Source organism: Rhizobium album, assembly GCF_003122325.1.
In the GTDB taxonomy this organism is placed as follows: domain Bacteria; phylum Pseudomonadota; class Alphaproteobacteria; order Rhizobiales; family Rhizobiaceae; genus Metarhizobium; species Metarhizobium album.
The window spans coordinates 169,266-190,938 of the sequence record NZ_QFBC01000004.1 but is presented as its reverse complement, the minus strand read 5'-3'; the positions used below and the strand labels follow the sequence as shown (position 1 = coordinate 190,938).

At 64.4% G+C, this 21,673-nt stretch carries 20 protein-coding genes; 10 read left to right on the top strand and 10 right to left on the bottom strand.

Going from position 1 to position 21,673, the window contains the following annotated elements; genetic code table 11:
• Positions 1-34: 34 nt before the first annotated feature.
• Both DEM27_RS11575 and DEM27_RS11570 read right to left on the bottom strand, forming a co-directional pair.
• Positions 35-553 (bottom strand): GNAT family N-acetyltransferase, encoded by a 519-nt coding sequence (locus tag DEM27_RS11575; protein ID WP_109458390.1) that lies wholly within the window; start codon positions 551-553, stop codon positions 35-37.
• Positions 554-574: 21 nt separating this feature from the next.
• A complete protein-coding gene (locus DEM27_RS11570; protein ID WP_109458389.1) occupies positions 575-1,150 on the bottom strand; it encodes a helix-turn-helix domain-containing protein in 576 nt (191 codons plus the stop codon).
• Between the two features lie 163 nt (positions 1,151-1,313).
• Here DEM27_RS11570 and DEM27_RS11565 point away from each other — a divergent pair, with 163 nt between their 5' ends.
• The 7 genes from DEM27_RS11565 to DEM27_RS11535 all read left to right on the top strand — a co-directional run bounded on the left by DEM27_RS11565 (position 1,314) and on the right by DEM27_RS11535 (position 7,971).
• Complete coding sequence (locus DEM27_RS11565) at positions 1,314-2,576, top strand: MFS transporter (protein WP_109458388.1); 1,263 nt, start codon at positions 1,314-1,316, stop codon at positions 2,574-2,576.
• Between the two features lie 75 nt (positions 2,577-2,651).
• Entirely contained in the window at positions 2,652-4,478 is a 1,827-nt protein-coding gene (lepA, locus tag DEM27_RS11560; protein ID WP_109458387.1) for a translation elongation factor 4, read from the top strand.
• Between the two features lie 79 nt (positions 4,479-4,557).
• A complete protein-coding gene (locus DEM27_RS11555) occupies positions 4,558-4,782 on the top strand; it encodes a type II toxin-antitoxin system CcdA family antitoxin (protein ID WP_109458386.1) in 225 nt (74 codons plus the stop codon).
• Entirely contained in the window at positions 4,783-5,082 is a 300-nt protein-coding gene (locus DEM27_RS11550; protein WP_109458385.1) for a CcdB family protein, read from the top strand. It abuts the gene before it with no gap.
• Positions 5,083-5,180: 98 nt separating this feature from the next.
• Positions 5,181-5,864, top strand: a complete 684-nt coding sequence (locus DEM27_RS11545; RefSeq protein ID WP_245445793.1) for a GntR family transcriptional regulator — start codon at positions 5,181-5,183, stop codon at positions 5,862-5,864.
• Positions 5,865-5,942: 78 nt separating this feature from the next.
• Positions 5,943-7,193, top strand: coding sequence for a cysteine desulfurase-like protein (locus DEM27_RS11540; protein ID WP_109458383.1), 1,251 nt, complete (start codon positions 5,943-5,945; stop codon positions 7,191-7,193).
• A gap of 205 nt (positions 7,194-7,398) precedes the next feature.
• Positions 7,399-7,971, top strand: a complete 573-nt coding sequence (locus DEM27_RS11535; RefSeq protein ID WP_109458382.1) for a glyoxalase superfamily protein — start codon at positions 7,399-7,401, stop codon at positions 7,969-7,971.
• A gap of 404 nt (positions 7,972-8,375) precedes the next feature.
• On the opposite strand, the gene DEM27_RS11530 is transcribed toward DEM27_RS11535, so the two are convergent.
• The 5 genes from DEM27_RS11530 to DEM27_RS11510 form a co-directional block, all read right to left on the bottom strand.
• Positions 8,376-10,037 (bottom strand): urocanate hydratase, encoded by a 1,662-nt coding sequence (locus tag DEM27_RS11530; protein ID WP_109458381.1) that lies wholly within the window; start codon positions 10,035-10,037, stop codon positions 8,376-8,378.
• A 256-nt stretch (positions 10,038-10,293) separates the two neighbouring features.
• On the bottom strand, positions 10,294-11,388 hold the full coding sequence (locus DEM27_RS11525; protein ID WP_109458380.1) for a DUF917 domain-containing protein: 1,095 nt from the start codon (positions 11,386-11,388) through the stop codon (positions 10,294-10,296).
• Complete coding sequence (locus tag DEM27_RS11520; protein WP_109458379.1) at positions 11,369-12,658, bottom strand: Zn-dependent hydrolase; 1,290 nt, start codon at positions 12,656-12,658, stop codon at positions 11,369-11,371. The genes DEM27_RS11525 and DEM27_RS11520 overlap by 20 nt, the downstream gene beginning before the upstream one ends.
• A 4-nt stretch (positions 12,659-12,662) precedes the next feature.
• Positions 12,663-14,039, bottom strand: a complete 1,377-nt coding sequence (locus DEM27_RS11515) for a dihydroorotase (protein WP_109458378.1) — start codon at positions 14,037-14,039, stop codon at positions 12,663-12,665.
• Positions 14,040-14,069: 30 nt separating this feature from the next.
• Entirely contained in the window at positions 14,070-15,653 is a 1,584-nt protein-coding gene (locus DEM27_RS11510; RefSeq protein WP_109458377.1) for an aromatic amino acid lyase, read from the bottom strand.
• A gap of 109 nt (positions 15,654-15,762) precedes the next feature.
• On the opposite strand from DEM27_RS11510, the gene DEM27_RS33585 reads away from it, so the two are divergent.
• Entirely contained in the window at positions 15,763-16,962 is a 1,200-nt protein-coding gene (locus tag DEM27_RS33585) for a LysR family transcriptional regulator (RefSeq protein ID WP_165823398.1), read from the top strand.
• Between the two features lie 21 nt (positions 16,963-16,983).
• On the opposite strand, the gene DEM27_RS11495 is transcribed toward DEM27_RS33585, so the two are convergent.
• The 3 genes from DEM27_RS11495 to ubiE form a co-directional block, all read right to left on the bottom strand.
• Positions 16,984-17,496, bottom strand: coding sequence for a DUF1993 domain-containing protein (locus tag DEM27_RS11495; protein WP_109458376.1), 513 nt, complete (start codon positions 17,494-17,496; stop codon positions 16,984-16,986).
• Between the two features lie 245 nt (positions 17,497-17,741).
• Positions 17,742-19,313: a 2-polyprenylphenol 6-hydroxylase gene (gene ubiB / locus DEM27_RS11490; RefSeq protein ID WP_109458375.1), complete on the bottom strand. Its 1,572-nt coding sequence runs from the start codon at positions 19,311-19,313 to the stop codon at positions 17,742-17,744.
• 48 nt (positions 19,314-19,361) lie between these two features.
• Positions 19,362-20,138 carry a bifunctional demethylmenaquinone methyltransferase/2-methoxy-6-polyprenyl-1,4-benzoquinol methylase UbiE gene (gene ubiE / locus DEM27_RS11485; RefSeq protein WP_109458374.1) on the bottom strand — a complete coding sequence of 259 codons (777 nt, stop codon included), beginning with the start codon at positions 20,136-20,138 and terminating at the stop codon, positions 19,362-19,364.
• Between the two features lie 149 nt (positions 20,139-20,287).
• On the opposite strand from ubiE, the gene mutM reads away from it, so the two are divergent.
• Together mutM and rpsT are read left to right on the top strand one after the other, a co-directional pair.
• Positions 20,288-21,178, top strand: coding sequence for a bifunctional DNA-formamidopyrimidine glycosylase/DNA-(apurinic or apyrimidinic site) lyase (mutM, locus tag DEM27_RS11480; protein WP_109458373.1), 891 nt, complete (start codon positions 20,288-20,290; stop codon positions 21,176-21,178).
• Positions 21,179-21,362: 184 nt separating this feature from the next.
• Positions 21,363-21,629, top strand: a complete 267-nt coding sequence (gene rpsT, locus DEM27_RS11475; protein WP_109458372.1) for a 30S ribosomal protein S20 — start codon at positions 21,363-21,365, stop codon at positions 21,627-21,629.
• The last annotated feature ends 44 nt before the right edge of the window (positions 21,630-21,673 follow it).

The window sequence follows — 21,673 nt, the reverse complement described above, 5'->3', positions numbered from 1 at the left end:
CTGTGGCATCGGCTTATTTTTGGGTTGAAATCGCTCAGGCGAGACGTTTGTAGAAGATGGTGGTCGGGCAATATCCGCCTTCCGGCCACATGGCATAATCGGGAATGACGCCGACGCGGGTCCAGCCGAGCCGCGGATAGATCGATTCCGCCGGGCTGCCGGTCGCGGTATCGAGAACCAGCAGCGTCTTGCCCGCCTTGGCCGCCTCCTGTTCGATGGCCATCATCAACTGCCGGCCCAGGCCCTGGCCGCGGGCCTTGCTGTGGACGAGCAGCTTTTTCAGGTCGCCGCGATGCGGCTGGTTCGGCATCTGCGCCACGCCGACCTGGACGGTGCCGACGATCTCGCCATCCGTTTCGGCAACCATCAGCAGCGTGGCGCCGGCTTCGGCCTGTTCGGCGACACCCTGCCAATAGGGTTCGGCATCGGCTGCCGCGTAAGGCTGCATGAAACCGACGGAGGCGCCGCCGGTGACGGAATCGGCAAGCACCTCGCACAGGCCGGGAATTGCGGCGCGAGCTTCCGCGCCGGTCAGAAGACGGAGGGTCGTCATGGCAGGAACTCCTTGAACGGTTCAGTGGCCGCGATCGAGGATCACGGCGTAACGGGCGGGCGCCTTGCCCGTATTGTGGAAGTCGAAGGCATCGCCGATATCCATGTAAAGGCAGTCGCCCGGCTGCAACCGATGCACCGTCTCGCCGATGGTCATCTCCAGCTCGCCTTCGAAGAGCCAGATATGCTGGGTCATCACCCGGCTTTCGGGCCGCGGCGGAAAGCTGACGCGGGCGCCGGCGGGAAAATCCACCTCGACGATATCGACCCTCGACGGCGTGCCTTCCGGCGATACCGAACGCCGCAGGTAACCGGTGTGCGGATCGCGCCAGAGCCGCTGTGCCGCACGCCGCCTGAGCGGAGAATAGGTCTGTTCGCCATCGGCGAAGAAGGCGGACAGCGACAGGCCGAGCGCTTCGCACAGGCGCGCCAGCAGCGATGCCGTCGGGCTGGCTTCTGCGCGTTCGATGCGGGAGATCATTGCCCGGCTAACATTCGATGCCGCGGCCAGATCTTCTAGCGTCATCGCCCGTTGCGTCCGCAACGCTTTCAGGCGGGCGCCAAGGGCGATCTCGATCCCCGTATCATTTGATTCCATTATTATAGAATTGCATGATCTTTTGATGGAATCAAGCAACCTCGGCCGTCCTGGAAAATATTTCATTCATGCCGCTCCGGCGATATTGCCGCCGGCCCGTCGCCGTTATGGTCTTGCATCAAGTGAGTCGCGTTGAGGGCGTCCGCATGCCGGGGAGGGAACGATGAGCCAGCCGAAGGAGGAAACGGGATCGGTTCTGTCGATCTTCAGCATCATCGTGTCGATGACCGGCGTGGCGCTGGGCAACGGCATGATGCTGGCCTACGTACCCTTCCTGCTGGCCCGCAACGAGGCGCCGTCCTGGATCGCCGGTGCGACGTTGACGGCGATCGCCTTTGGCGGTTTCGTCGGCTGCGCGGTGACCGGGCTGCTGATCCGACGTGTCGGCCACGCCCGGCTGCTGCCCTGCTCGTTTGCCGTCGTGATCCTGTCGGCGATCCTGATCGGCTTCGGCGTCAATCCGCTGCTCTGGGTGTTCGCCCGCGGGCTTTACGGGGCTGCGGCCAATACCAATTTCATCATTGCCCAGAGCTGGCTCAACCACGCCTCGTCGAATGCCTGGCGCGGCAAGGCGATGTCGGTCTTCTACATGACCTATGTCATCGGTATCGGCACGGGCGCCTGGATTTTCGGGCAGATCCCGGCGGACGGCAACATGGCGCCGATGCTGACGGTGCTGTTCACGACGCTCGGCATCATCCCCATCAGCCTGACGCGCCTGCCGATCCCGCCGGCTCCGGCAAAGGTCAGCGTCGACATCGCCATGGCCTGGCGCAATTCGCCGGTCGCCTTCGTCGGCGTGCTTGCCGCTGGCGGGCTATCGATGGTGGTGCAGGGGTTCACGCCGATCTATGCCGCCGAAAACAATGTTTCGCAGCAGGATGTGGCGCTCTTGATGTTCTGCATGCAGTTCGGCCTGATCTTCATCCAGTATCCCATGGGGGTGATGTCCGATCGCGTCGATCGCCGCTACGTGCTGATCGGCGTCTGCACGCTGATTGCGGTCGCCGGTGTCGCCTCGCTGTTCGTCTCCTTTGCCAGCCTGTTGCTGCTGATGCTGGTTTTCACCATCTGGGCCGGGGCGGTGGAGACGGTCTATTCGATCGCCAACGCCCACGGCAACGACCGCACCGATCCCAAGGACTTCGTGCCGCTGGCCAGCACGCAGCTGCTCGCCTGGTCGATCTCCGCGACGCTGGCGCCGCTCGCCGTGACGCTGATCACGCCCGCCTTCGGGCCGAAAACCTTCATCTACGTCGCGATCGCGCTTGCCGTCGCTTATGCGATCTTTGTTGCGTTGCGCCTGCGCGAGCGTCCGCGGGCGCCGGAAGAGGCACGCGAAACCTTCGAGATGATGACGGCGCAGGTGCCGAATGCCGCCGGGCTCACCGATCCGCCAGCCGGCGATACCGCCCGCAACGGCTGATTTTCCGGCCAATATCGTCAACAAAGTCTTTCTTTCCGCTTTGCGGCGCGAAAGCCCCCTGCTATATGCGCGACCATGAGCACAGACAGCACCCGTACGCCCCTCGACCATATCCGCAACTTCTCGATCGTGGCCCATATCGACCACGGCAAGTCGACGCTGGCCGACCGGCTGATCCAGTCGACGGGCGGCCTGGCCGAGCGCGAAATGTCGGAACAGGTGCTCGATTCCATGGATATCGAGCGCGAGCGCGGCATCACCATCAAGGCCCAGACCGTGCGCCTGCACTACAAGGCGCAGAACGGCGAGACCTATGTGCTGAACCTGATCGACACGCCCGGCCACGTCGACTTCGCCTATGAAGTGTCGCGCTCGCTGTCGGCCTGCGAAGGCTCTCTGCTCGTCGTCGATGCGTCGCAGGGCGTCGAGGCGCAGACGCTCGCCAACGTCTACCAGGCGATCGACAACAACCACGAGATCGTCACCGTGCTCAACAAGATCGACCTGCCGGCGGCCGAACCCGACCGCATCAAGGAGCAGATCGAGGAAGTCATCGGCATCGACGCTTCGGACGCGGTGCTGATCTCGGCCAAGACCGGCCTCGGCATCCCCGACGTGCTGGAAGCCATCGTCAACAAGCTGCCGCCGCCGAAGAGCGCCGGCGGCGAGAAGGCGCCGTTGAAGGCGCTGCTGGTCGACAGCTGGTACGATACCTATCTCGGCGTCATGGTCCTCGTGCGCATCATCGACGGCGTGCTGGTGAAGGGCCAGACGATCCGCATGATGGGCACGGATGCGAAATACCAGGTGGAGCGCGTCGGCGTGCTCACCCCGAAGATGGTCAATGTCGACAGCCTCGGCCCCGGCGAGATCGGTTACATCACCGCCTCGATCAAGGAAGTGGCCGACACCCGCGTCGGCGATACGATCACCGAGGACAAGCGCCCGACGGCGGAAGCCCTGCCGGGCTTCAAGCCGGCGCAGCCGGTGGTCTTCTGCGGCCTCTTCCCGGTCGACGCTGCCGATTTCGAGGAACTGCGCGCCGCCATGGGCAAGCTGCGCCTCAACGACGCCTCCTTCTCCTTCGAAATGGAATCGTCGGCGGCCCTCGGCTTCGGTTTCCGCTGCGGCTTCCTCGGCCTGCTGCACCTCGAAATCATCCAGGAGCGCCTCTCCCGCGAATTCGACCTCGACCTGATCGCCACGGCACCCTCGGTCGTCTACCAGCTGACGATGACGGACGGCACCGAAAAGGAACTGCACAATCCGGCCGACATGCCCGATGTCGTCAAGATCGAGGAATTCCGCGAGCCCTGGATCAAGGCGACGATCCTGACGCCGGACGAATATCTCGGCGGTATCCTGAAACTCTGCCAGGATCGCCGCGGTATCCAGACGGAACTCACCTATGTCGGCAGCCGCGCCATGCTGACCTACGAACTGCCGCTCAACGAAGTGGTGTTCGATTTCTACGACCGGCTGAAGTCGATCTCCAAGGGATATGCCTCCTTCGACTACAATCTCGCCGACTATCGCGAGAGCGACCTGGTGAAGCTGTCGATCCTCGTCAACGGCGAGCCTGTCGATGCGCTGTCGATGCTGGTGCACCGCTCCGCTGCCGACCGCCGTGGCCGCACCATGTGCGAGAAGCTGAAGGAACTGATCCCGCCGCACATGTTCCAGATCCCGATCCAGGCGGCGATCGGCGGCAAGGTCATCGCCCGCGAGACGGTGCGGGCGCTGCGCAAGGACGTGACGGCGAAGTGCTACGGCGGCGACGCCACCCGCAAGCGCAAGCTGCTGGAAAAGCAGAAGGAAGGCAAGAAGCGCATGCGCCAGTTCGGCAAGGTGGAAATCCCGCAGGAAGCCTTCATCGCCGCGCTGAAGATGGGGGACGAGTGAGGTTCTTCCTCGCTCGTTTCCAGCACCTTTGCCATTTTGCATCTCTGCAGTATATTCTTCGTACAACCCCGGAGAGAACATGGTTTCGCGCGCTCGACAGGCTGAGGACAGAGACGATGCGTTGGCTGCCGAAGCCAAGGCCCTCGGAATCGATCGTGCGCAAATTGCGACCCATGATTTAGCTGCTGCGATCAAGGCGGAAAAGGAGCGCCGGTGGCGCATTGAAAACGCCGATGCGATCCGGGCCGCCAACGAGTATATCGAGAAGCACGGACTGCCTTTTGCAGAATACCGGCGGTTTTGAATGGCTCGGTTCGAGGTCTATCGTCTGGGCCACGGCGATGCCCTGGCACTCGATCTGCAAAGCAATCTTCTCGACGGCCTGCACACCCGGATCGTGGCTCCGCTGGTGCGTGAAAGCGACGTCGATACGTTCGTTCGCTGGCTCAATCCGCGCTTCGATATCGATGGCGAGATGTATGTGATGCTGACGGAATTCCTTGCGGCGGTACCGGCAAAGGAATTGCGGGAGCCGATTGCCGATCTTTCGCATAAAGCCGACACCATCATCGCCGCCACCGATTTCCTCTTCCAGGGTTTCTGATCTCTCCGGCGGCCGCCACCGGCGTCGATCCGGTTTGCCTTCCGCCGGCCGATCTGGCATCTCCCTTGCCGATATCGAATTGCGACGGAGCGATTGACGTGAAGCTTGCCCCCGGCCCCATACCGCCACGCATGACCGTGCAGGACGCCGTCTACCAGCGGCTCAGGGATGCGCTGATGGCCGGCAGCTTCGATCCCGGGCAGGTGCTGACCATCGCCTCGCTGGCGGAGCGGTTCGGCACCAGCAACATGCCGGTGCGCGAGGCGTTGCGGCGGCTCGGCGCCGAGAAGGCACTGGAACTGGCGCAGAACGGCTCGGCCCGCGTGCCGGCGGTGACGGTGGCGCGGCTGGAGGATCTGGCCCGCGCCCGCGTCGCAGTCGAAGGGCTGGCGGCGGAGCTCGGCGCGCCCAGGCTGACGGCACGCGACATAACCGGGCTGGAGGCGATCGTCGCCGAGCAGCGTTCCATCGGTCGTGACCGCGATGTCTACGACCTGATGGCAAAGAACTACGACTTCCACTTCACCATCTACCGCGCCTCCGGCTCCGAGGTGCTGCTGCAGTTGATCGAGACGCTGTGGCTGCGCTTCGGCCCCTATATGCGGCTCCTGCAGACGTCGGTGGAGCCGCTGATCCGTTCCGGCGAAATCGAGGCCTCAGGGCAGCATGGCGCCGTTCTGGCGGCGCTGAAGGACGGCAATTTCGGTCGGGTCCGCGCCTCGATTGTCCACGACATCACCTGGACCGCGGATATCCTGCAGCGGTTCTGCCCCGATTCCTGACGGGCCGGCATCGAGATGCTTGAACTTTAAAATTTCTTGTGATCAAATGATCACAACCCTATTTCAGGAGATTTTGCCATGGCCGCCCAGATCGATTTTCCTGTGCATGAGATCCGCAAGCTGTTTCCCGCATTGGAGAAGGCCGGCGATTTCATCTTCCTCGACAATGCCGGTGGATCGCAGGTGCCGCAGTCGGTGGTCGATGCCGTTGCCACCCATCTGGTCGACTACAATGTCCAGCGCATGGCGAAGTACCGGCACAGCCAGGGTGTCGATCGCAGCCTTGCGGAAGCACGCGAAAGCGTCGCCCTTCTGGTGAACGCCTATCGTCCGGAAGAAATCTCCTTCGGCCTCAACGCCACCTCCTTCATTCGCCTCGTCAGCCTCGGCATTGCCAAGATGCTGGATGAGCGCAATGAAATCGTCGTCACCGATATGGATCACGATGCCAACATCGCCACCTGGCTGGCGCTCGAGGCGGATGGCGCGAAAATCGTCTGGTGGAAGATGCGCGAGGACGGCACGCTGCATCCCGAAGACCTGAAGCCGCTCGTCAACGACAGAACCCGCCTCGTCGCCTGCACGGTGACGGCCCATTCGATCGGCACCATCGTCGATGTCGCCGAAGTCGGCCGCATCGCCCATGCGGCGGGCGCGGAAGTCTTCCTCGATTGCGTGCATTACGGCCCGCATGGCCTGATCGACGTGCAGGCCTGGGATTGCGATTATCTCGTCTGCTCCGGCTACAAGAATTTCTCACCGCACATGGGTTTCCTCTGGGGCCGCTACGATGCCCTCGTCAAGCTGCCGACCTTCAAGGAGGATTTCATCCCCGACGTGCCGCCCTACAAGATCGAGGTCGGCACCTTCACCTACGAGAACGTCGCCGGCATGAATGCCGCCGTCCATTATCTGGAAGCGCTCGGCCGCCGTTTCCTGCCGGAAGCAAACTCCCGCCGTGCCGCGCTTGCCGCCGCCATGGGCGCCATCCGCGATTATGAAATGGTGCTGACGAAGGCGCTGCTGCAAGTGCTGAAGCAGCACGGCGCGGTGATCTATGGTATTTCCGACGAAGACAAGGTGGCCGGCCGCGTCCCGACCATCTGCTTTTCCATTCCCGGCATCACGCCGCAGGTCATCGCCGAAGACATGGGCCAGGCCGGCATCGGCCTGCGCGACGGCCACATGTTTGCGCCGCGGCTGATGAAGCGCCTCGGGCTGACGATGGAAACCGGCGCCATCCGCATCTCCATGGTGCATTACAATACGCTGGACGAGGTCAAGCGCTTCAGCGATGTGCTGGGCGAAATCATCGCGCGCCGCCGCTAACCAATCCCCCTTGCGTCCCGGCAGCTGACCGCATATCGTCCGTTTTGGCCGGATGTGGCCGGCCGCCCCGCGACGCCTCATGCGTTTGGTGAATACATCCGAAGACAGCAAAAACCCTTTCGTCCTTGCCTGATGGCATCCGATGGTAGACGGGTCAGCAATGCGGGCACTGGCGGTGTCGTCTACCGAGAGGAAGGATGAATTCATGCGCGATTTCCGCGATGCCAAACTCATGGCCAAAGTTCTTCGTCAGGCCTTTGCCGACCGCAACGTCTCCGTGACCCATAGTGAAACGCTTGAGATCATTGCCGCCCAGTTCGGCTGCGATGACTGGAATATCCTGGCGGCCCGCATAGAGGCAGCCGAGTCTGCGCCGGCCAAGCCGGCGGAAAAGGTGGTCATCACTCCGCCGATCCCGATCTTCCGGATTTTTTCGGTCGAAAAGGCGATGGAATTCTATCGGGATTTCCTCGGCTTCACTGTCGATTGGGAGCATCGTTTCGGTGAGAATTTTCCGCTCTACTGCCAGGTGTCCCGCAGCGGGCTGATCATGCATCTTTCCGAACATGCCGGCGATGCGTCTCCCGGGGCGAAGGCCTTCGTGTGGATGACAGGGGTGCGGGCGTTCCGCGAGGAACTGATCGGCAAACACTACCGCTACATGAAGCCCGGCGTGGAAGAAGCGCCCTGGGGGCTGGAAATGACGGTCACCGATCCGTTCAGCAACAGGATCGCCTTCTGCGAAAAACAGGATGGCGAACAGGCTGGCCAGGCCTGACCGGCCTGCCTCGCGAATAGATGCGCTGGACGCAAGGCCTTGGATAGCCACGGCCTTGCAACGCGCCTGCCGGCTCGCAAGCATCGCGTCTTACGGTGTAAAGCGCAAAAAAAGTCAGGCCGTGCGTAGTTCCTGTCCCGGCGAAATAGAATACCCTCAGCCGATCTGATCCGTACCTATTGGCCATGTGCCGCCGCGCCTGCCGGCGGTCGGGGAGGTTGCAGGTGTTCGCGGCCATATACGAGCGCATCCGGCTGCGTCGGCTGGGTATGGGTAAGGCGATATGACGCTGCTGCACCGGCTCTCCCTGGTTTCCGTCGCCTTGGTGGTGGCCCTCTGCAGCTGGTTTGCCGCAGCGCAGGCCGCCAATATCGATGTGTCCCGCGCGTCAGGCGCCTGACCTGTCATTCCAGACGGATGTAGGGCACGTCCTTCTTCCCCACCTCGTCCAGCGCCTCCTCGTAGCCGGCATCGGCATAACGCATGACGCCGAGCGCCGTGTCGTTGGTCAGCGCGTGGTCGAGCCGTTCGTCGGCTTCGGACGTCCCGTCGGCGACGATGGTGACGCCGCAGCTTGTCATGTAGCCGGCATAACCGCCGCCGCCGGAATGCACGACGACGAGATCGGCCATCGACGAGCACAACATCATGGCGTCGAGCAGCGGCCAGTCGGCGATGGCGTCGGAGCCGTCCTTCATCCGCTCGGTCATGATGTTGGGATGGGCCATGGCGCCGGCGTCGAGGTGGTCGCGGGAAAAGGCGACCGGGCCTTTCAGCTCGCCCCTGGCGACGAGGGTATTGACGGCGCGGGCAAGCGCGGTGCGCTCGCCGTGGCCGAGCCAGGCGATGCGCGCCGGCAGCCCCTCGAAGGGGATGTACTGGCGGGCCAGCCGCACCCAGTTTGTGACGATCCTGTTATCCGGGAACATCTCCAGCAGCAGGTCGTCGATGCGGGCGATGTCGCTTTCTTCGCCCGACAGCGCCATCCAGCGGAAGGGGCCGATGGCCCGGCAGAACAGCGGACGCAGATAGGCTTCGGTGAAGATCGGAATGTCGAAGGAGTTGGTGACGCCGCCTTCGCGTGCCTGGGTGCGGATCAGGTTGCCGTTGTCGAAGACTTCCGAGCCCTTTTTCTGGAAATCCAGCATGGCGCGCACGTGGTCGACGATCGAGGCGCGGCTCGCCGCCATCAGCTGTCCCTGGCCGTCCTCGCGCAAGGAGCGGACCTCCTGCAGGCCCATGCCCTTCGGCACGTAGCCGTAGACGAGGTCATGCGCCGAGGTCTGGTCGGTGACGATGTCGGGCACGATGCCGCGGCGGGCGATTTCCGGGTAGATGTCGGCGGCGTTACCAACCAGGCCGACCGACAGCGGCCGCCTGTCCCTGACCGCGGCGTCGATCATGGCGAGCGCCGCGTCGAGGTCCGGCGCGATCTCTTCGAGGTAGCCGATCTTCTTGCGCGCCTCGGCGCGGGCCGGGTCGATGTCGACGCAGAGGATCGCCGCACCCGCCATGCGACCGGCGAGCGGCTGCGCCCCGCCCATGCCGCCCAGGCCGGCGGTGAGAATGAAACGCCCGGCCAGCTCGCCGCCGAAGCGCTTTTCCGCGATGCGCATGAAGATCTCGTAGGTGCCCTGGATGACGCCCTGGCTGCCGATATATTGCCAGGCACCGGCCGTCAGCCCGCCCCAGCAGATCAGGCCCTTGCGCTGCAGCTCGTAGAAATACTCGGCTTTCGCCCATTGGCCGACGATGTTGCAGTTGGCCATGATCACCAGCGGCGCCTTGGCATGGGTCTTGACGAGGCCGATCGGTTTTCCCGACTGGATAATCAGCGTCTGGTCCTCGTCCATCTCGATCAATGTCTTGACGATGCCGCGATGCGCTGCCCAGTTGCGGGCCGCCTTGCCCAACGCGGCATAGACAACGAGGCTGTCGGGGTCCTCGCCGACCGAGAGCACGTTTTCGAGCAGGCGCAGCAGCGCCTCCTGCCGCCAGCCCTTGGCGCGCAACGCCGGGCCGCCGGGGATCGGAAAGTTCGGGTGACGCGGGTTGGGCTTGGGCATGGTGGTGTCCTTATGGTTTACGGCGCGTCGGCCGGCGCCTCATCTACCCCGACGGGAATCTTTTCACCCGGGGGAGAGGAAGGTGAGTTAACGTCGTCGGCTTGGTGACAAACTTATAAAACCTCTTCTGCGTCACCATCGGGCTTGTCCCGAGGGTCCAAGCACGGCAAAGATAGCCATTATCGTCATTGTCTTTGCAGCCGAGGGTAGATCCTCGGGACAAGCCCGAGGATGACGGCATCGAGAGAATGGCGGCCTACCGCCCTGCAAACACATATTTCGCGATATCGATCCCCATGGCCTTTTCCACCGAGGGATAGACGGTCGGGTCGAGCACGCTGGCGGAAAGCGGGATGATCTCCTTCGGCACATGCAGGATGTGCACGTTCATGCCTTCCTTCAACTGCCCGACGCTCAGGGGCTCGCCCTCGGGCGACAGCGTGGTGATGACCGAGGGGAAGGTGGCGAGCCGCGCGCCGCCGGCATCGTTCACCGCCATGTATTCGTTCATCACATGCATCGTTACCGCCTTGTCGCCGGCGCCGATGGTTATGGTGCCGATGTCGAAGGCTTCCTTGGTGTAGACGACGTCCTTCCTGGTGATCGTGCCTTCGGCCAGGATCGTGCCGCCGGTCGTCTTGCAGATGGCGTCGATGACGGCGCCGCCGCCCTTCTTTTCCGCCGCGATGATCGCCTCCCCGAGCGCAAGCGCCATGGAGATGCCGCCAAGTGCGGCATGAGTGCGGACATAGGAGGCGCGCAACGGGTTGCGGCAGGAAGCGATGAAGCCGCCGGACTGGTCGGAGGCGGCACGCAGGATCGGCGAAACCTTGGCGGTGGCGCCGCGCACCACCAGCTCGATATAGCGGTTCTCATCGCGATTGCCGCCGACGGCGGTCTGGATCATCTGCTCGGGCGAGCCGGCCATGCCGATCGAGCCCATGTCGCCGGTCGGATGGGCGCGGATGTCGCCGACGGCATCGACCACCTTGGTGCCGAGGATGGCGGAGGGCAGCCAGCCGTTCAGCGTCGAGGAGCGGCCGTTCTGGCCGATGATCAGGCCGGCGATCCTTTCGCCGAGCGCCTCCTGCAGGAGCTGCACCGCCTTGACGTAATCGACGCCGCGCATTTCCCACGGTGTGGTCGAAGCGGGGGCACCGATGGCGGCGGCGGTGGCGATCCAGTCGCTGTCGGCCAATTCGTCGATCGAGACCAGTTCCGGCTTGCCGATCGAAACGGCGGCATAACCCAGCATGCGGCCGTGGTCGGCCCAGCCGCCGCCGCCGGCTGCGTAAACAGAGCCGCCCTTCACGGCCGCCTCGACATCCTTCTCAACGAGTATGCGTCCCATTCCGGTTCTCCTGAAGTGTGGGCAGAAGTTCATCCATGGCCAGCGTGGCGCGCAAAAGCACCGCCGCGCCGAGCGCTATGTCGTCGTTCTCCGCCCATTCGTCGGCGGAGTGGCTGCGGCCGTCCTTGCACGGCACGAAGATCATCGCCGCCGGCGCCACCTTGGCGATCCAGGCGGTGTCGTGGCCGGCCCCCGAGGCCATGCGGCGATGGCTGGCGCCGACCGAATCGGCGGCGCGGTCGAGGATGGTGAGCAGGTCCGGGTGACCGGGTGTCGGCTGATTGTCGGAGATCGTTACCGGCGGCAGCACGGACACGCCGTAATCGTCAGAAATCCGCTTGGCGGTCTCGTCCAGCCAGCGCATGAAGGTCAACATGTCGTCGCGCAGTTCGGCGCGGGCATCGATCAAGAGCACCACCTTCGACGGCACGACGTTGGCGGCATTCGGCTCGATGCGGAATTCGCCGACCGTTGCGGTGAAATGGGTGGCCCGGCCGGTGCCGAGACTGGTGGCGGCCTGGCGGATGTCGAGCACAAGTTGCGAGGCGGCGACGAGCGCATCGGCCCGGCCGGTCATCGGCGTCGTGCCGGCATGGTCGGCGCGGCCCTCGATGGTCACCTCGATGCGGGTGATGCCGGCAATCGCGGTGACCACGCCGATATCGCGGCCTTCCATCTCCAGGATCGGTCCCTGCTCGATATGCAGTTCCAGGAAACCGGCAATGTCGGGGCGGGATTGCCGCGCCAGCACGCCGGCATTGCCGCCCATGTCGATGATCGCCTGGTGCAGCGTGCGGCCCTCCGCGGTGCGGCCGAGCCAGGCATCGGGGAGCTGCCCGGTCATGCCACGGCTGCCGACGCAGGAAACGCCGAAAGGCGACACTTCTTCCGCCAGGAAATCGACGATCTCCAGATTGTGGTTCAGCGCCGTGCCCTGGTCTTCGAGGGCACGGGCGACCTCCAGCGCGGCAATGACGCCGGCAACGCCGTCGAAGCGACCACCATTCGGTACCGTGTCGGAATGCGAGCCGAGCATGATGGTGCCGAGCGCCGGGTTCCGGCCGCGACGAAGGCCGATGAGGTTGCCGCCGGCATCGATACGGGTTTCGAGGCCCGCCGCCTTCATCCGCGCTTCGATATAGGCGCGGCCCTTGAGGAACAGCGGCGAGAAGGCGCGACGGGTATAGGGGTGGCCTTCCTCGGTGATCGCCGCCAGCGCATCGATGTCTTCGGCGATACGGTCGGCATCGACAGGCAGGTTGCGGCTCATCGGCTCATGCTCCGGCCAGAACGTGGCGGAGCGGCGGGCGGACGAAGGCGCCGGTCCCCGGCTCGGCCAGCACCTTGCTGCCGTCGAAAGCGAGCTTGCCGCGCAGATAGGTTCCGGAGACCCGGTAGGGCAGGCGGATGCCGTTATAGGGGCTCCAGCCGACGATATTGTGGCCGCTGGCGGCGGCATCGTAGACCGTCTCCTCCGGCGTCAACACGGTGATATCGGCGTCCCTGCCGGGGGTGAGCGCACCCTTGACGTGGTCAAGGCGGAAATGTTTAGCCGGATTCTCAGCCATCAACCGCGCCGCCCAGAACAGCGGAATGCCGCGTTCCAGCGCACCCTTGACGAAGAGCGGCACCATGACTTCCAAACCCGGCACGCCGGAGGAGTTGGCCAGCATGTCCGGGTTGGTCTTGCGCTCTTCCGACCAGCTGACATGGTCGGTCGAAACCAGCCAGACCTTGCCTTCGCTGACCTTGCGCCACAAAGTTTCGACCTCGGCGCGCGGGCGGATGGGCGGGTTGATCTTGGCCTTGCCGCCCAGGCGCCTGACGTCGTTTTCTTCGTCCAGCGTCAGGTAGTGGATGCAGCATTCCACCGTCGCCTCGAAACCGTCGCGGCGATAGGCATGGGCGATGTCGTAACCGCGGCCGAGCGAGCAATGCACCACATGCGAGGGGCAACCGGTCTGCGCGCCGGTCTCGAAGATGGTGTGCATGGCCAAAAGTTCGGTGATCGGCGGCCGCGACAGGCCGTGGGCGCGCCAGTCGGTGATGCCCGATCTTTTCACCTTCGCCATGTAGGCATGCACCGCCTCGTCGTCCTCGTTGTGGACGCCGGCGGTCAGGCCGGTCGGGGCTATCGCCGCAAAACAGGCGTCGAGCAGCGCGGGGGGAATGCGCGGGAACCGTTTCGGGTCGGTGCCGAAGGTGGAAAATTTGAAGGCGGAAACCCCGGCCGCCACCATCTCGGCGATGCGCGCCGGACCTTCCTCCGGATCGATCGTGCCGTAGAGCGCAAAGTCGACGCGGGCCTGCGGGCCGGCGTGATCGACCTTCTTTTTCACCGCTTCGGCCGAACAGACCAGGTTGCCCTCGTCATAAGGCATGTCGACGATGGTCGTCACGCCGCCGGCGGCCGCCGAGCGCGTCGACCAGATGAAATCCTCCTGGTTCTTCTGCGACAGCGAGTGCACCTGGGCGTCGATGGCGCCCGGCAGGATCAAGGCGGCGCCGAGATCGTGGCACTCCTTCGCCGCGGGGGCGACACCCTGGCCGACCTCGGAAATCTTGCCGCCGCTGACGGCGACATAACCGGATTCGACCACACGGTCGGGCAGGACCACCGTGCCTTTCAGAACCAGATCGAAATCAGCCATGGTCTTCCTCTTTTTCCCGGGTTCGAAGGCTCAGGCGGACAGCGCGTCCGGCAGACGCTGGCTGTTGTCGCGTGGATGGGGGCAAAGCGCGAAAAAATCGTCGATGGAGGCGATCGGCACCTGAGCGGCGAGATCTCCGACGACACGCTCCGAAGACAGTTCCTCCTCGATCGCTTCCACCTCGGAAGAAAGCGGCCGGTCGACGACGTAAAAATCCGCATGCTTGCGCACGATGTCGTAGAGCATCTTCGGCACGCCGCCGGGCTTGTCGCCGAGAATATCCATCGCCTGGGCCGAAAGCAGGGCCTCCAGCGCCGAGAGGCGCTTGACCGCTTCCACCTGTCGGCCAAAACGCTCGATCACCAGCGGCAGGAAGGCAGCCTCATCCTCCATGCCGGAGGCCACGACCAGCGACTGCGCCGAGACCGGATTGGACATCGACAATACGCGCGAAAAAATCTCGCCGGCGAGCTTGATCACCGGGCCGAAGCCGGTGGCGATGCGGCCTTCCGGCACCAGGTTGACCGGCAGGTTGCGCCGCTGGCCGTTGCCGAGCAGGACGCAGCGGTTGAAGGAGTTACGGGCCGCATGCGCCATGCAGATGGCAGCGGCTTCGAGCAGGATGGTGACGTCGAGCGGCAATGAGCCGCCTGAGGTCAGGACCTTGCCCTCGACGACGACGGGATTGTCGTCGGAGCGGCCGGTGGCGGCGAGGATCTTGTGGCCGGCGGTCAGAAGGCTTTCGAACACGGCGCCGAAAACCTGGGCGATCATCCGCAGGCTGAGCGGGTCCTGGATGTGGGTCGCGACCGGCCAGTCCCAGTCGTCCGCGGCGCGGCAGAGCCAGGAGCCGATCAGCGCTTCCCGTGCCGTGCCGACATGCACGACCGCCTGCCATGGGTGGCGCGAGGCGCCGAGCGCACCGGCCGACATCAGCGCCGTCGCCAGCATCATTCGGATGGCGGTGGCCGCGTCGCGGGTCGCCTCCGCCGCGGCGGCAAAACTCACGGCGTTGACGCTGAGCGAGGCAAGGCTGTCGCGCGGCGCCATGCGCAGCGGCGCAAGACCGGCGGCCAGGAAGGCCGCTTCGGCCGACATGCGCTCACCCCGGAAACGGGCTTCGCCGACGCCGGTCAGCACCGCGCCGATCTGGCCCATCAGGCCGATATCGGCGCAGCCGATGGAGCCGGTGCGGCGCACCACCGGAATGACGTCGGCGGCAAGCAGGTCGAGGTAGGCTTCCACCAGGTCCGTCGAGCAGCCGACGTAACCGGTCAATGCCGTGTTGACGCGGATTGCCATGGCGTTGCGCACCACCGAGCAGGGAAAGGGCGAACCTGTGCCGAAATGATGGGCCCGCACCAGGCCGAGATTGAATGCATCGAGTTCGTCGGGCGACCACTCGACATCCTTCATCGCGCCGACGCCGGTGGTGGAGCCGTAGACCGGCACGCCCCTGGCAATCGCCTCTTCGAGAATGCCGCGCGCCATCTCCACCCGCGCCATGCCGGCGGGCGATGCGACGGGCAGGATGCGGCCGGCACCGATCTCCATTAGCTCGGCAAAGCCGAGCGGCTGGCCGGTCAGTTCGATGGTGGGATGGGGGCCTGTCATGCTTTGGTCGTCTCCTGCTTCGCGAACACTATTCAAACATCCCCGTCTGTGGGATATCCCAAATCATGAACGGATGATGTGGCAACAAAACCAAGGCGAAAGCGCGATCATGGACACGGCGACGGTGCTTGCTACGACGATCGTTCTGGAGCTGAAGAACCTGCGGGCCACGGCACGGGCGCTCTCCCGCCCGCCGGCTTCGGTTGCCGCCGCGATCCGCCGGATGGAGGCCGAGCTTGCCATGCCGCTGGTGCAGAAAACCGGCTCCTCCTTGATGCTGACGCTCGAAGGCAGCCGCCTGCTGCCGAGATTGAAGGAACTCAGCAATCTGGCCGCGGAGCTGTTCATTGCCGACGGCCGGCCGGCGCCCGGCGTTGCAGCCCTTGCCGGCAAGATGCTGAGTTTCGACGCGCTGATCCGCCTTCTGCATGTAGCGCGCATCGGCAGCATCCGCGCCGCGGCGCGCGAACTCGGTCTTGGCCAGCCGCAGTTGACGCGGCAGATCGCCCATGTCGAGGCGGTCCTGGGTTATGCGGTGCTGGAGCGTGGTCGCAGCGGTGCGGCGCCGACGCGAACCGGCGAGCGTGCCGTCGACATCATCCGGCGCATCGAACGGCTCTGGCACGACCTGACCAATGCCGCCGACGAACGTTTCCGCCGTACCGAAACGGTGGTGCGCATCGGCTCGGTCATCCCGCTCGGGCCGGACAGCCAGATCGCCGATTTCCTCGCCGACCTGGCGGCGGGGTGGCGGCTTGCCCATCCGCGCCAGCCGGTGTTCATTTCCTCGATGATCGCCGAGGAACTGCTGAACAGCCTGCGACGCGGCCTGTTCGACGTCGTCCTGCTCGATGTCGAAACCCTGCCGGACGATCTCGACGGCCGGCTGCTCTCAGCCTCGCCGCTGGCCCTCGTCGGCCGGGCGTCGGAAATGGACGGCGTCCGCCTCGACGATCCGGCGGCGCTGACGGCCTTGCTGCTTCGTCATCCGGTGGCGATCCCCAGCCTGCGCAGTGGCCTCCGGCAGAAGATCGACCCGGTGCTGGACGAACTCCTCGGCCATGGCCGCGGCCGGCGGCTGGAAATCGTCGAGGTCGATTCGATCCCCGTCATCCTCAAGCTCGTCGGGCGTCATGGTTTCCTGTCCATCCTGCCGAGTGTTTCGCTGGCGGCGATGGGGGGCGAACTCCGGCAGGTCAGCTTGCATCCCTCCCACAGCCTGCCGCTGTGGATCGCTTGGCCGAAGGCCCGCACGGGGCAGGGTCTTCAGCGGCAGGTGCTGGAACTCCTGTCCCTCATGCGGGCCTGAGCGCTGCGGAGGGTGGACAGGTCAGTCGATCGGGCCGAGATAGTCCATCTTGCCGACGGGCAGGCCGCGGGCGCGCAAAATGCCGTGGGCGGTGGTGATGTGGAAATAGAAATTCGGGAAAACGAACTTCGTCAGATAGTCCTTGCCGGACAACACTTTCGTGGTGGTGCGGCCGAGCGGTACGGTGATCTCCCGGCTGTCGCTGCCATCAAGGCTTTCCGGCGTCACGGTGGCGAAATAGGCACGCGCCTTGGCCAGTCGTGCGCGAAATTCGGCGATGGTGGTTTCGGTGTCCTCGAAGCGCGGCGCTTCCTGGCCGGAAAGGCGGCCGAGGGCGTTCTTGGAGGTGTCCGTGACGCGCTGGATCTGCGCGGAAAAAGGGTGCATGTCCGGAGCGAGCCGGGCGCCCAGCAACTCGTTGGCATCCACGCCGTTGTCCTGCGCATAGGCTTCGATCTTGTCGAGATAGTGGGAGAGGACGTCGAGGCCGCGCTGGAACGCCGGGACGGTGAGATCGTAGACGGAAATGGACATGGGGCTCCCTTTTGGCCGCTGTTGTTGTGTCGCGGCCGGTGAGACCCGGCCGTCGATGGCGAGCATATAGGAAGCGTTCAGCCGCTTCGCGACGGCCTGCAGGCATCGAGCCGGGATTTTATTTGCCGCGCCAAACCGGTCTGCAGCGGAATGGGGGCTACGGGGGAAAGTCTTGCCGGGTCTCGCCCCCTCATCCGACCCGTCGGGCCGTTTTCTCCCTGAAAGGAGAAGGGAGCCCGGCCAGCTTAGGTGACCTGCCAGGCGATGTAGAGCAGGGTCAGCGCGATCAGCCACAGCGCCACGCGCCCGGAGCGGCCGTGCCGGGCTTCCGACTTGCCGATCGCCTCGGCCGTCGCCGGGTCGAAACGCAGGCCGTTCTCGCTCATCGCCGTGATCTCGCGCGAAATTTTTTCGGTCTTGGCGGCGATTTCCGGTGCGGCTTCCGCCAGTTTGAAGGCGGCTTTCAGCCCGTCGCGCAGATCCGTCATCAGGCGCTGCGGGCCGAGATTGGTGCGGATCCAGTCGCCGACGACGGGTTCGGAGGCCTTCCACATGTTGAAGCGCGGGTTGAGGATGCGGGCGACGCCTTCGACCACCACCATGGTCTTCTGCAGCATCACCAGTTCCGGCCGGGTCTCCATGTCGAAAAGTTCGGTGACCTCGAAGAGCAGCGTCAGCAGCTTGCCCATGGAGATGGTTTCCGCCGGCTGGCCGTGGATCGGCTCGCCGATGGCGCGGATCGCCTGGGCAAAACTCGCGACATCGTGATGCGCCGGTACGTAGCCGGCTTCGAAATGCACCTCGGCGACCCGAAGGTAATCGCGGGTGATGAAGCCGTAGAGGATTTCGGCGAGGAAGCGGCGCTCCTTCTTGCCGAGCCGCCCGACGATGCCCATGTCAACGGCGACGATATCGCCGGCGGCATCGACGAACAGGTTGCCGGGATGCATGTCGGCATGGAAGAAACCGTCGCGCAGCGTATGGCGCAGGAAGGACTGGATCAGCCTGTCGGCGATGAGGTTGAGGTCGTGTCCGGCGGCTCGCAGCGCCTCGACATTCGACATCTTGATGCCGTCGATCCATTCCATGGTGACGACGTCGCGGCCGGTGCGCTCCCAATCGACCTTCGGCACACGGAAGCCGGGGTCATTGGCGGTGTTTTCGGCGATTTCGGAAAGGGCGGCCGCCTCCAGCCGCAGGTCCATCTCCACCTTGGTGGTCTGTTCCAGCGTGCGGGTGACCTCGAGCGGCCGCAGCCGCCGCGATGAAGGAATGAACGTCTCCTGCACCCGCGCGACGAGATACATGACCTCGATATCATGGCCGAAGCGCTGGCGCACGCCAGGGCGGATCACCTTGATCGCCACCTTGCGCCTGCCTTCAAGTGTCTCCACCTCGCCCGGATGCACCTGGGCGATAGAGGCTGCGGCGATCGGATCGCCGAAATGGCTGTAAAGCTCGTCGACCGGCCGGCCGAGCGACCCCTCGACGGAGGCTTTTGCCGCCGCGACCGGGAAAAAGGCCATGCGATCCTGCAAGCCGGCCAGATCATCGGCGAAGTCGGCGCCGACCACGTCCGGCCGGGTCGCCAGAAACTGCCCCATCTTGACGTAGGACGGCCCTAGCCGTTCGACGGCGCGTGCCAGCCGGTCGCTGCGCTCCTCGGAAGGGCGCTTGCGAGCAAAAAGGCCGGCAAAGGATTTCACCAGCGCCGCCATCGGCGGCATGCCTTCGGAGGGCAGGGCCGAAACCACACCCTCGCGCACCAGAACCCAGCCGACGCGGGCGAGGCGGAAATAGGCGCCGAACGTGCTCATCGCGCCGGCCTGCCCGTCAGCGGCATCAAACGTGTTCTGGCCATGCCGTCAGAGCTTCCAGCCGGAGTGCAGCGCGGCGATGCCGCCGGCGTAATTGGTGAAGGTGACGCGCGAAAAACCGGCCTCGCGGATCATCGCGGCAAAATCCTGCTGGTTCGGGAACTTGCGGATCGATTCCACCAGGTATTGGTAGGGTTCGGCCTCGCCGGTGATCATCCTGCCGAATTGCGGGATCGCCTTGAAAGACCATTGGTCATAGACCTTGTCGAGCAACGGCATTTCCACCTCGGAAAATTCCAGCACCAGCAGCCGCCCGCCGCGCTTCAGCACGCGGTAGGCTTCCTTCAGCGCCACGTCGATATGCGGCACGTTGCGGATGCCGAAGGCGATCGTATAGGCGTCGAAGGAGTTGGCCTCGAAGGGCAGGTCTTCGGCATTGGCCTCGACGAAGGTGAGGTTGTCGGAAAGCTTCTTCTTGGCGGCGCGCTCGGCGCCGACGCCGAGCATGGAGCCGTTGATGTCGAGCACGGTGGCATGCGCCAGGCGATTCGATGCCTCGACGATGCGGAAGGCGATATCGCCGGTGCCGCCGGCGACGTCGAGCACCCTGTAGGAGGCATCCTTGCGCGGATTGAGTGCTGCGACCATGCCGTCCTTCCAGACACGGTGCAGGCCGGCCGACATCACGTCGTTCATGATGTCGTAGCGCTTGGCGACCTTGTGGAAGACCTCATTGACCAGACCCTGCTTCTCGCCTTCGGAAACGTCGCGGAAGCCGTAGGAGGTGGACATGCCGCCGTCGGCAGAGGTGCGGCTTTCAGTCATCGGGTCACTCCATCTTGCAGGGCCATCGTCGAAAAACGATAGCAAAAACGCCGCCGCCGCACTATCTCTGCGCTCGAAAGAGCCTGCGGCAGATCGCGCAGGTCTATAGACCACATTGCCACGGGTTGGAACAGGAAGTTAGGAACGCCATGCCGGAATTGCCAGAGGTAGAGACAGTCCGCCGCGGCCTGGCGCCGGTCATGGAGGGCGCGCGCATCACCCGTCTCGAACTTAGGCGCGGCGACTTGCGGTTTCCCTTTCCGGTGGATTTTTCCGTCCGGGTCGATGGCCAGACGATCGTTTCGCTCGGCCGGCGGGCGAAATACCTGCTGATCGATCTGGCAAACGGCCTGACGATCATCGCCCATCTCGGCATGTCCGGTTCCTTTCGCATCGAGGAGGGGGCGGCCGTCGATGTGCCGGGCGACTTCCATCATCCGCGTTCGAAAGACGAAAAACACGATCATGTGATCTTCCATCTGGCAGCGGCAGGCCGCGCCCTGCGTGTCATCTATAACGATCCGCGTCGCTTCGGCTTCATGGAACTGATGGCGCGGAATGACCTCGACACCTATGCCGCCTTCCGCGAGCTCGGGCCGGAGCCGACGGGCAACAGCCTCGATGCCGACTATCTCTCCCGGCGTTTCGAGGGAAAGTCACAGCCGCTGAAGGGCGCGCTGCTCGACCAGAAGAACATCGCCGGCCTCGGCAACATCTATGTCTGCGAGGCGCTCTGGCGCTCGCACTTGAAGCCGCAGCGCGCCGCCGGTACGCTGGTGACCGCGGATGGCAAGCCGAAACCGGAGCTTCTGGCGCTGACCACCGCCATCCGCGACGTCATCGCCGATGCGATCGCCGCCGGCGGCTCGTCGTTGCGCGACCATATCCGGACGGACGGGTCGCTGGGTTACTTCCAGCATTCCTTTTCCGTCTACGACCGCGAAGGCACGGCCTGCAGCACGCCCGATTGCGCCGGCACGGTGGCACGCATCGTCCAGTCGGGCCGCTCGTCCTTCTATTGCGATCGGTGCCAGCATTAGGCCATTGCTGGCTTTCTTGAAAAATGCGCGTTGACGTCGCCCGGCTTTCGAGCTATATGCCCGCCCACAGTTCGGAAAGCCTTGGACGGCCTTCCACAAATGCTCCCCGCATGGCTGATACGAAAGGTCGCAACGACCGGCGCGGCGATGGCGGAGTTTGGTTTGAATTCGAAGAGAGGCATCCATGGCCAATACTACTTCGGCGAAGAAGGCGACCCGCAAGATCGCTCGCCGCACCGCAATCAACAAGAACCGCCGCTCGCGCGTCCGCAGCTTCATCCGCAAGGTTGAGGAAGCTATCGCTTCGGGCGATCTCGCCGTCGCCCAGGAAGCCCTCAAGGCTGCCCAGCCGGAACTGGCCCGCGCTGCCACCAAGGGTGTGTTGCATCGGAACACCGCTTCCCGCAAGGTGTCCCGCCTGGCGAGCCGCGTGAAGGCTCTGGCGGTCTAAATTTTCGTCAATTATGACGTGAAATGATAAGCCCGGTCGCGAGA

Bases quoted from the DNA above. Each gene is read 5' to 3' on its own strand.
- DEM27_RS11575 (WP_109458390.1), bottom strand. From the start codon at position 553: ATGACGACCCTCCGTCTTCTGACCGGCGCGGAAGCTCGCGCCGCAATT.
- DEM27_RS11570 (WP_109458389.1), bottom strand. From the start codon at position 1,150: ATGGAATCAAATGATACGGGGATCGAGATCGCCCTTGGCGCCCGCCTG.
- DEM27_RS11565 (WP_109458388.1), top strand. From the start codon at position 1,314: ATGAGCCAGCCGAAGGAGGAAACGGGATCGGTTCTGTCGATCTTCAGC.
- lepA (WP_109458387.1), top strand. From the start codon at position 2,652: ATGAGCACAGACAGCACCCGTACGCCCCTCGACCATATCCGCAACTTC.
- DEM27_RS11555 (WP_109458386.1), top strand. From the start codon at position 4,558: ATGGTTTCGCGCGCTCGACAGGCTGAGGACAGAGACGATGCGTTGGCT.
- DEM27_RS11550 (WP_109458385.1), top strand. From the start codon at position 4,783: ATGGCTCGGTTCGAGGTCTATCGTCTGGGCCACGGCGATGCCCTGGCA.
- DEM27_RS11540 (WP_109458383.1), top strand. From the start codon at position 5,943: ATGGCCGCCCAGATCGATTTTCCTGTGCATGAGATCCGCAAGCTGTTT.
- DEM27_RS11535 (WP_109458382.1), top strand. From the start codon at position 7,399: ATGCGCGATTTCCGCGATGCCAAACTCATGGCCAAAGTTCTTCGTCAG.
- DEM27_RS11530 (WP_109458381.1), bottom strand. From the start codon at position 10,037: ATGCCCAAGCCCAACCCGCGTCACCCGAACTTTCCGATCCCCGGCGGC.
- DEM27_RS11525 (WP_109458380.1), bottom strand. From the start codon at position 11,388: ATGGGACGCATACTCGTTGAGAAGGATGTCGAGGCGGCCGTGAAGGGC.
- DEM27_RS11520 (WP_109458379.1), bottom strand. From the start codon at position 12,658: ATGAGCCGCAACCTGCCTGTCGATGCCGACCGTATCGCCGAAGACATC.
- DEM27_RS11515 (WP_109458378.1), bottom strand. From the start codon at position 14,039: ATGGCTGATTTCGATCTGGTTCTGAAAGGCACGGTGGTCCTGCCCGAC.
- DEM27_RS11510 (WP_109458377.1), bottom strand. From the start codon at position 15,653: ATGACAGGCCCCCATCCCACCATCGAACTGACCGGCCAGCCGCTCGGC.
- DEM27_RS33585 (WP_165823398.1), top strand. From the start codon at position 15,763: ATGGACACGGCGACGGTGCTTGCTACGACGATCGTTCTGGAGCTGAAG.
- DEM27_RS11495 (WP_109458376.1), bottom strand. From the start codon at position 17,496: ATGTCCATTTCCGTCTACGATCTCACCGTCCCGGCGTTCCAGCGCGGC.
- ubiB (WP_109458375.1), bottom strand. From the start codon at position 19,313: ATGAGCACGTTCGGCGCCTATTTCCGCCTCGCCCGCGTCGGCTGGGTT.
- ubiE (WP_109458374.1), bottom strand. From the start codon at position 20,138: ATGACTGAAAGCCGCACCTCTGCCGACGGCGGCATGTCCACCTCCTAC.
- mutM (WP_109458373.1), top strand. From the start codon at position 20,288: ATGCCGGAATTGCCAGAGGTAGAGACAGTCCGCCGCGGCCTGGCGCCG.
- rpsT (WP_109458372.1), top strand. From the start codon at position 21,363: ATGGCCAATACTACTTCGGCGAAGAAGGCGACCCGCAAGATCGCTCGC.